Annotated in this window: 12 protein-coding genes; 5 read left to right on the top strand and 7 right to left on the bottom strand. The window is 67.6% G+C overall.

What is annotated here, in order from left to right; translation table 11 throughout:
* The coding region (locus ACT4N3_RS11980; RefSeq protein WP_444855454.1) for a thermonuclease family protein at positions 1-366 on the bottom strand (366 nt) is incomplete at its 3' end.
* A 177-nt stretch (positions 367-543) separates the two neighbouring features.
* On the opposite strand from ACT4N3_RS11980, the gene ACT4N3_RS11975 reads away from it, so the two are divergent.
* Positions 544-1,290: a hypothetical protein gene (locus ACT4N3_RS11975; RefSeq protein WP_444855453.1), complete on the top strand. Its 747-nt coding sequence runs from the start codon at positions 544-546 to the stop codon at positions 1,288-1,290.
* Between the two features lie 121 nt (positions 1,291-1,411).
* On the top strand, positions 1,412-1,603 hold the full coding sequence (locus tag ACT4N3_RS11970) for a hypothetical protein (protein WP_444855452.1): 192 nt from the start codon (positions 1,412-1,414) through the stop codon (positions 1,601-1,603).
* A gap of 76 nt (positions 1,604-1,679) precedes the next feature.
* Here the strand turns inward: ACT4N3_RS11970 and ACT4N3_RS11965 are convergent, their stop codons facing one another.
* Positions 1,680-1,925, bottom strand: a complete 246-nt coding sequence (locus ACT4N3_RS11965; RefSeq protein ID WP_444855451.1) for a hypothetical protein — start codon at positions 1,923-1,925, stop codon at positions 1,680-1,682.
* A 76-nt stretch (positions 1,926-2,001) separates the two neighbouring features.
* Here ACT4N3_RS11965 and ACT4N3_RS11960 point away from each other — a divergent pair, with 76 nt between their 5' ends.
* Complete coding sequence (locus ACT4N3_RS11960; RefSeq protein WP_444855450.1) at positions 2,002-2,406, top strand: nuclear transport factor 2 family protein; 405 nt, start codon at positions 2,002-2,004, stop codon at positions 2,404-2,406.
* A 385-nt stretch (positions 2,407-2,791) separates the two neighbouring features.
* Here ACT4N3_RS11960 and ACT4N3_RS11955 read toward each other — a convergent pair whose 3' ends face one another.
* The 5 genes from ACT4N3_RS11955 to ACT4N3_RS11935 all read right to left on the bottom strand — a co-directional run bounded on the left by ACT4N3_RS11955 (position 2,792) and on the right by ACT4N3_RS11935 (position 4,959).
* Complete coding sequence (locus ACT4N3_RS11955; protein WP_444855449.1) at positions 2,792-3,139, bottom strand: DUF2200 domain-containing protein; 348 nt, start codon at positions 3,137-3,139, stop codon at positions 2,792-2,794.
* Positions 3,140-3,148: 9 nt separating this feature from the next.
* Positions 3,149-3,430 carry a hypothetical protein gene (locus ACT4N3_RS11950; RefSeq protein WP_444855448.1) on the bottom strand — a complete coding sequence of 94 codons (282 nt, stop codon included), beginning with the start codon at positions 3,428-3,430 and terminating at the stop codon, positions 3,149-3,151.
* An 81-nt stretch (positions 3,431-3,511) separates the two neighbouring features.
* Positions 3,512-3,781 carry a hypothetical protein gene (locus ACT4N3_RS11945; protein ID WP_444855447.1) on the bottom strand — a complete coding sequence of 90 codons (270 nt, stop codon included), beginning with the start codon at positions 3,779-3,781 and terminating at the stop codon, positions 3,512-3,514.
* A 32-nt stretch (positions 3,782-3,813) separates the two neighbouring features.
* Positions 3,814-4,434 (bottom strand): hypothetical protein, encoded by a 621-nt coding sequence (locus ACT4N3_RS11940; protein WP_444855446.1) that lies wholly within the window; start codon positions 4,432-4,434, stop codon positions 3,814-3,816.
* A gap of 72 nt (positions 4,435-4,506) precedes the next feature.
* Positions 4,507-4,959: an ExbD/TolR family protein gene (locus ACT4N3_RS11935; RefSeq protein ID WP_444855445.1), complete on the bottom strand. Its 453-nt coding sequence runs from the start codon at positions 4,957-4,959 to the stop codon at positions 4,507-4,509.
* 136 nt (positions 4,960-5,095) lie between these two features.
* Between ACT4N3_RS11935 and ACT4N3_RS11930 the strand changes: the two genes are divergently transcribed.
* Positions 5,096-5,578 (top strand): nuclear transport factor 2 family protein, encoded by a 483-nt coding sequence (locus tag ACT4N3_RS11930; protein ID WP_444855444.1) that lies wholly within the window; start codon positions 5,096-5,098, stop codon positions 5,576-5,578.
* A gap of 53 nt (positions 5,579-5,631) precedes the next feature.
* Positions 5,632-5,897, top strand: a 266-nt coding sequence (locus tag ACT4N3_RS11925; protein WP_444855443.1) for a TGS domain-containing protein, incomplete at its 3' end; no start/stop codon positions are given.

The raw sequence follows: 5,897 nt of genomic DNA, 5'->3' as shown, positions 1-5,897 counted from the left end.
GAGCGGCTCCAGCGTGAAGGGGCCATCGTCGATCAGGTCGCGCATCCGCCGCGTTGCCCGCGCCGCCAGCGCGGTCTCTTCCGGGCAGCGCCCTTCCCGCTCAGGTGTGTCGATATCCGCCACCCTGACGCGCATCCCCCGGTAATCGAACGTGTCCCCGTCGATCACTCGCACAAATGCCGGATTTTCTCTGTCCGGCTCGGGCCAGAAGAGCGAGGGAAATCGCCAGTCCGTCTGCGTCGCAATCACGACCAACAGCACGGCCGAAGCGCCGCCTGCCGCCCTCAGCGTGGCACGCGCACTGCGCTTGGGCCTCTTGGGCCGCTTGCCGCCCCGAATGACGCGCGGATGCCAGGGCTTCGTCATCCGCCCCCATTAGCGCCGCATCCCTAATCGTTCGCAAAAAGCAGCATCGCGAGAGGCCGGAATTACGGCTGGCAAAACAGTCAGCTCTCCCGGCCGCCTGCCAGTTGAACGGCGACATAATGACTCGACGCTTCTCTTGAGTCTCCATAATATCGAAGCATCAGGGGGAGGGATGTGATGCGAAACTATGTCTTCGTGAGCATTTTCTGTGCGTTGCAAGCTTCCGTTGCTTACACGCAAACGCCCGCACCGGGCGGCGCCCCGACCGAGAGAGTCTTCGACAATCCCGTACCGGCCGAAAAGGTCGTCTATTTCAATCCGGCGGGAGAAAGGGTCGAAGCCTATTGGGGCGCCATTCCTCGCGCCGAGCGGGGCGCGCTCCTGAATTCGGCCGAGGCATTTGTTCAGATTCTTCAGGTCGATGGCGGTGGCAACGTATCGATCTTGCCGGTCACGGCTTCGGTGCGCCGGGGCAACTACCGGATGCTGTTCCGCTGGCAGCAATATCGTTCCGATTCCTGTCGCCCCAACAATCCGGCCGCCGGCCAGGTTCGCACCGGCGTCGCATTGGAGATCCAGGCCGATATTCAGACGTCGCGGGACGGGGTGAACATCGCCAGCTTCCTGGGCCTGTCGGCGGGGGTGGACCGCGAGCGTGTCAGCGGCCAGCTTCGCATCCGGCAAATCGGGCTCGGCAACAGCTCGCCGACGCTCGGCACCTATCTCACCAACTTTGCCATGACGCGGGAAGGATTGACCAAGGCCCTGGAGGCGATCGCGGTCACCAAGGCGGTGCTCGAGAACCCCAACACTGTGCTCACGCCCCATTATCTGTCGGTTTATGAACAATCGCCCGGATCCTGCGATCCGGTTCTGCCCACGGACGTCCAGACGCAAATGCGGACAACGACCGCTTCGCAATAGCGCCGGCGCGGGCGAGACCATTCGGCTGCGGTGTCTCGTGCGAAACCATTGATATGCATCAACTTCCGGAACGACCCGGTCCGCCGCTCGTTGCGCTCCCGTTGTTTCAGGGAGAGTGAACATGGCCGACAAAGAGACGATCGTGACGACGGACGGTGGCGGCAGTGGCGCCGGGATGATCGTGGCGCTGATCGCGCTGGTCGTCGTGCTGCTCGGAGCCTTCTTCCTTTATCAGCAGGGCGTGTTTTCCGGCGGCACGCGGGACGTGAACGCCGACATCAAGATCGAGACGCCGCCCGCCAAGACGAACTGAGCGGAACCTCCCGCCAGCAGAAACGTAGCGACCGGACTGTCCGGTCCCGGTTCGCCCCTGATCTTTCGCAAAGGGCTCAGGGCGCCGGCGTGCCTTCCTCCCAGCCCTGGTCCAGCAGCCGTTTCACCGGCGGATATTCGGCCTCGGTTTCCGGCCGCCTGACGCCTGCGGGCAGGGGAGTGCTCGCCTCGCCCATCGCATAACCGATCCCCCAAATCAGAATGCCGACGAACATCAGGCCGATCAGCTTCACCCAGGACATGACTGGGGTACCCGAAAACATGTCGCTGAGGTTGAGCAGCTGGTAGCTGCTCGCCAGCATGAGCGCCCCGCCCCTAATCTTTCGCAAAGCCGCGCGAACGCGGCTATCGTGCCGCGCGCAAGCAAGGGGGCACATCATGTCGAACGAGACCGTCACCGTGATCCGGGGCATCTATGACGCCTTCGCCGCCGGCGACGTGCCGGGGGTGCTGGGGCGGATGAGCCCGGACATCGTCTGGAACGAGGCCGAGAATTTCATCTATGCGGACGGCAATCCCTATGCCGGGCCGGAGGCGGTGCTGAACGGCGTCTTCGCCCGCTGCATCGGCGAGTGGGACGCCTTCGCCGCCAATGCGGAGGAGTATCTGGACGCCGGCGACACCGTCGTCGTCCTGGGCCGCTACACCGGCGTCAACAAGGCGACGGGCAAGCCGCTCGACGCCCAGCTCGCCCATGTCTGGCGGGTGGCGGACGGCAAGGCGGCCCGTTTCCAGCAATATACCGACACATTGCAGACGGCGCGGGCCGCCGGCGCGGCGTGACCCGCCGAGCCCAAGCGCGCCGACGCGAAGCGGCGCCGTGCTTGGGCGAAGAGCCGGGGCCCGCCCGGCCGGCCTGCGGCCGAGCTTGCCGAGGACGAGAGGACCGACGTCACGGGATTCACTCCCGTGACGGCCCCCGTTCACGCCGCCCACAAACCATTTTCCTGCACGCCCCCGCTTGCGATAAATGGCGCGCTCCCGATCGATCTTTGCGAAGGAGCGTATCCATGCCCCGCCTCGCCATCCCCGCCGAATGCGGCTTCGGCGCCGTCGTGGCGTGCCTGCACAGGACCCTCAAAGTTCACGAAACCCCGCGCGATTCCGTGCGAAACTTGTGAAGATCGTGAACTTCGTGACGTTCGCGCGGCTCGAAATCCGGCGCGGCTCACACCCGCAAGATCTTCTCCATCTTCTTGCCCTTGGCCAGCTCGTCGATCAATTTGTCGAGATAACGCAGCTCCCGCATCAGCGGCTCCTCGATCTCCTCGACGCGGTAGCCGCAGATGAGGCCGGTGATCAGCGACCGCGCGGGGTTGAGCCGGGGCGCCTTGCCGTAGAAATCCTCGAAATTCGTCCCCGCCGCGATGGTCGCCTCCAGCGACTCCTGGGTGTGGCCGGTCAGCCAGCGGATGATCTCGTCCACCTCCGCCTTCGTCCGCCCTTTCTTCTCGGCCTTCGCGACATAATGCGGATAAACGCTCGCGAAGCTCATCTTGTAGACCCGGTGCGACATGGCCGGTCCTCACATCCCGTTGAACGTGACTTCGTTGCCGCTGCGCTGGGCGTCGTGATACGCGACGTGGCGGCAGACCGCCTCGACCACCTGGGCCCAGGCCGATCCCGGAGCGGGCCGGATCATCCGGCCGTCGCCGTCCTCGTCCAGGTCGGTGCGGTTGCCGGCATCGTCATAATAAGCGGTGCCGACGACGCGGTAGCTCGGTCCGCCGCAATCGAGCTCGATCCGGCGGCTCGTATTGTTGTGGCGCCGCCCGCTGACCCGGCTCTCGTCGGTGCGCAGGATCACCCGGTGCGGCGTAACCGTAAAATCGGATCCGAGCGGCTCGAAATACCAGATCGCGCCCGAAGGCTCCTCGGCGGCGATCAGTCATATCTGGCCACCCATCCAGGCCGGGCGGGGCGGCGGCGCCGGCGCGGTCGTATTGCCCGGCATGTCCATCTCCGGGTTGCCCAGATCGATCATGTCGTTCGAGCCGGGGTCCAGGCTCATGTCGGCGGCGGCCTCGGCGTTGGCGATCGCCTGCTCGGCGACGTTCATCGCCGACGACGGGGCGGCCCCGCTTACGGCATGGACCGCCGCCCGCGCGGCGACGGTGGCGACGAACAGCGAGGCGATCAGCAAGGCGGCGGCGCGCATGGTTCAGCATCCCGGCCAGCGGAGACTGAAGCTCAGGGCCCGGCACGGCCCCTCGCCATCATGTTGAGCGCCGCGGCGGCGGTCAATGCCGCCATCACCAGCCAGAAGCCGAGCTGCGGCTCGACCCGTATGAGCTCCGCCATCTGCTGGGCGTTCATGCCCATGTCGGCGGCGCCGCCGCCGCCGGCGCCGCCGGGCGGGGCCATCGGCTGCTCGCGCAGCTCGGCCGGCAGCCGCGCCAGCACCGTATATCCGATCAGCCCCGCGGCGCCGAGCGAGCCGACCGCGGCCAGCAGCGCCGCGATCACGCGCGGCAGGACGAAAGTCAGCACCAGCCCGGCGACGATCAGCCCGGCCGCGGCGATGATCCACATGTCGCTGCCCCGGCCGCCGCCGGAGCCGGGCGGCGGCGATTCGGTCTGGCCGGTCATCGGGTTGCGGACGTCGATCGATCCGGTCGCGAGGTCCAGCCCGCTCATCGAGGCGAACTCGGTCCCGCCGCAGGAGACGGTCACCCAGGGGATGAGGAAGAGGAGGAGCGCCACGCCCTTCGCGCCGCGCGCCAGATTGTAGAGACCGCCGCCCGAAGCAGCCGGCGGGGCGGGGGAGGCAGGGGGAGGGGCCGCGCCCGCCGGATCCGGTTCGCTCGCCATCGTGCCCTCCCTGTCTGTTTCGGAAGGGCAATGGTCGCGCCGGCCGGGGCGGGAGTCAACCGAAGAGCACGCTCAGCCGATGTCGCGCGAGAAGGCTCGGTTGTTGACCAGGCCGAGCCGGCTGATTCCGGCGCGGCGAATGTCGGCCAGCACCTCGTCCACCCGCTCGTAGCGCGCCTCGCCATGGGCGTTGAGGTGCAGGTCCGGCCGGGCCGGGTCGCGGGCGAAGGCGGCGAGCGCGCGGCGGAGCGCGATGGCGTCGACCGCCACGCCGTTCCACCGCGCCTGCCCGGCCGCGTCGAGATCGAGCCGGTGAACCGGGCGCAGATCGGGCCGCGCCGGGCCCTGCGGCAGATCGAGCGGGACGCGGTGGGTGCGGATCGGGATGGCAATGATGAACAGGATCAGAAGCACCAGCATCATGTCGATCATCGGCGTCGTGTTGATCGTCGCGATCGGCGCGGTGTCGGGAGGCGCCAAGCGAAAGCGGGATTGGGCGGATTTGCGGACGGGAAGCAAGGTCATCGCGAGTCTCCCTGTTCTAGCAATGAATGTTATAACATTACTGAATTGTGCAGGGAAGCGGAGAGTGGCCGGGCGGGCCGCTTGACCTTTGGCTGCCAGCCGTATTATTGGAGTAATACGCTATCGAGGTCCGCTCATGCTGCTCGCTCTCGTCCTTGCCGCGCTTCAGCCCGCCGCCGTCACCCTTCCGGACGCCGCGATGCTGCGGACCGAGATCGCCGCGCGCGACGCTGAGCTGTTCGATGTCCTGTTCAACCGCTGCGAGCCGGAGCGGATGCGCGCGCTCGTGACGCCCGATCTCGAATTCTATCACGACCGCGACGGCGTCGTGCGCGGCGCCGACCGCTTCGTTTCCGACTATCGGCGCTTCTGCACCGAGCGGCAGGCCCCGGATGCATGGCGCTCGCGCCGCGCTTTGGTGCCGGAAAGCCTGGTCGTCGATCCCGTGCCCGGCGTCGGCGCGATCGAAGCGGGCGAGCATCTCTTCTACGAGCGGCGCGGCGAGGGGCCGGAGCGGCTGGTCGGCCGCGCCCGCTTCGCCCAGCTTTGGGTGCGCGCACCGGACGGCTGGCGGCTGTCGCGCGTGCTCAGCTATTCGCACGACCCGGCCGGCGAGTAGCTGCCCGCCGGCCCCCTTCCCCGCCGCCGATGCCGCCGCTACATGCGCCGGCGATGACGAAGATGTTCACCATCACCTTGCCGGACGGATCGGCGCGCGCGGTGCCGGAAGGCGCGACGCCGGCCGATGTCGCGGCGGCGATCGGTCCCGGCCTCGCCAAGGCGGCGCTGGCGGCGCGGGTCAATGGCGAGATGCGCGATCTCGCCCGGCCGTTCGAGGGCGATGCCGATCTGGCGCTGATCACGGCGCGCGACGAGGCGGACGCGCTGGAGCTGGTCCGGCACGATTATGCCCATATCCTCGCCGAGGCGGCGCAGAA

It is taken from the genome of Sphingosinicella sp. (assembly GCF_052388015.1).
In the GTDB taxonomy this organism is placed as follows: Bacteria; Pseudomonadota; Alphaproteobacteria; order Sphingomonadales; family Sphingomonadaceae; genus Allosphingosinicella.
The sequence above is the reverse complement of the archived record's forward strand: the minus strand, read 5'-3'. Positions and strand labels throughout refer to the sequence as shown.